The organism is Candidatus Eisenbacteria bacterium, from assembly GCA_016867495.1.
Lineage (GTDB): Bacteria > Eisenbacteria > RBG-16-71-46 > CAIMUX01 > VGJL01 > VGJL01.
Map to the genome: position 1 here is coordinate 1 of VGJL01000323.1, position 2031 is coordinate 2031.

Here is a 2031-nt window from a genome sequence, read left to right on the forward strand (position 1 = left end):
GATCCTCCCTTCGGCCTCCTCGCCGAGGCGGTGCAGGCGTCTGTCTTCATGGCCCACCCGTACCACTGGCCCGTGATCGGGTGGATGACCGATCTCGAGACGATGACGCGCGCCGACCTGATCGCGTACTACAGGGCGTTCTACAGGCCGAACAACGCGATCCTAGTCGTCGCGGGGGATATCGTACATGACGACGTGATCCGTCTCGCCCGCCGCCACTTCGGCGGGATCGAGCCCGGTCCGGAAGTTCCGGACGTCAGGATCGAGGAGCCTCCGCAGCGCGGAGAGAGGACGGTGACCGTTCGCAAGGAGGTTCAACTCCCGGGGCTCATCGTCGCCTATCGCGTCCCGGGATCGCTGCACGAGGACGCGCCCGCCCTCAACATCGCCGAGTACATCCTCTTTCGCGGTCGCAGCAGCCGGCTCTATCAGCGCCTGATCTATCGGGATCAGCTCGCGACTGATCTGAGCGGAGGGTTCTACCTGCGTCGCGATCCCTCGACCTTCTCGGTCCGCGCGACGGCCCGTCCCGGCGTCGATCTGGAGCGGCTGCGGCACGCCGTCCAGGAGACGATCGAATCCTTCGAATCCGCGCCGCCGGCGAAGGATGAGATCGAGAAGGCGCGCAATCAGCTCACGTCCGACTACCTGTTCGGGCAGGAGCACAACTTCGATCTGGGCGCGGGACTCGGAGCGGAGGAGTGCCGCTCCTCCTGGCGGGACTTCTTCGCGTTCCACGATCGGTGCCTGGCGGCGACCGCGGAGGATGTCTCTCGGGCAGCGACCGCCCACCTGAACGAGAGAGGGAGGACCGTCGGCCTTCTGATTCCGGAAGGGGGGCGATCGTGAAAGCCGCGACAGGTTTCGACGATCTTGGGGACCGGACACGGACGAGGCTCGACAACGGCCTCGTCGTCCTGGTACTGGGGCGCCGCCATCTGCCGATTGTCTCGGCGACCCTCCTCTCGCCGGCGGGCATCGCTCACCAACCGAGCGGCCTCGGAGGCCTGGCCAACTTCGCGTCGCAGCTTCTCCCTCTGGGGACGGGACGGCGGAGCGCGACCGAGCTTGCCGAGGAGATCGACGGATTGGGCGCCAGTCTCTCGAGCGGCTGCGACTATGACTTCGCGACAGTCGAGGTCGCGGGACTGGCGCGGGATCTCGGGAGGCTCATCGAGATCCTCGCGGACGTCGCCCGCCGCCCCGCCTTCCTCGAGGAGGAGATCGAGCGCAAGAGGTCCCAGCTCCTCGGGCTCCTGGAGAAGAGGGAAGACGAATACCCCGGCCTGGTCCGCGACCGTTTCTTCGAGATGGTGTACGGCGGCCATCCCTACCACAGGAGGAGGGAAGGGAACGCCGAGTCGGTGAAGTCGATCGCGAGGAGCGACCTGGTCGGGTTCCATGAAGGCGCCTACACTCCCGAGGACTCGATCCTCGCCATCGTGGGGGATGTCGATCTCCCCGGCGCGATTCGCCTCGCGGAGGAGGGGTTTGGCGGTTGGCGAGCGTCGCGAACGGCTGCGGGTCTCGCAGAAGTTCAGCCCGCCCCGGCAGAGCGCCGCGTCGCGACCATCCAGAAGGAAGTCACGCAGGCCTACATCCGGATTGGGAGCCTCGGCATCGCTCGCGACGATCCGGACTTCCACGCTGCCGCGATCACGAACTTCGTCCTCGGAGGAGCCGGGTTCGGGAGCAGGCTCATGAGGAATCTCCGCGAGGATCGCGGTCTGACCTACGGCGTCTACACCAGCTTCCAGCCGCGGAGGCGCCGCGGGTACTTCTTCGCCGCCATGCAGACGAAAGTGGAAACGATGAACGAGGCGGTCCGGGAGATTCTGCGCGAGTGTGAGCTGCTCTCAGGGCACGGAGTCACGGAGGAGGAGCTCGCCTGGGCCAAGCGTTTCTTCACGGGAAGCCTCCCGCTGCAGCTCGAGACGAACGACCAGCTTGCGCAGAAGCTGCTCGAGCAGGAGTTCTTCGGTCTCGAGGACCGATTCTGGCTGCGGGATCTGGAGAAAATGGGCGACGTGA

Annotated in this window: 2 protein-coding genes; both read left to right on the forward strand. The window is 66.2% G+C overall.

What is annotated here, in order from left to right; translation table 11 throughout:
- A partial coding sequence (locus tag FJY88_13905) for an insulinase family protein (GenBank protein ID MBM3288420.1) occupies positions 1-849 on the forward strand: 849 nt, incomplete at its 5' end.
- Positions 702-2031, forward strand: a 1330-nt coding sequence (locus FJY88_13910) for an insulinase family protein (GenBank protein ID MBM3288421.1), incomplete at its 3' end; no start/stop codon positions are given. The genes FJY88_13905 and FJY88_13910, both read left to right, overlap by 148 nt.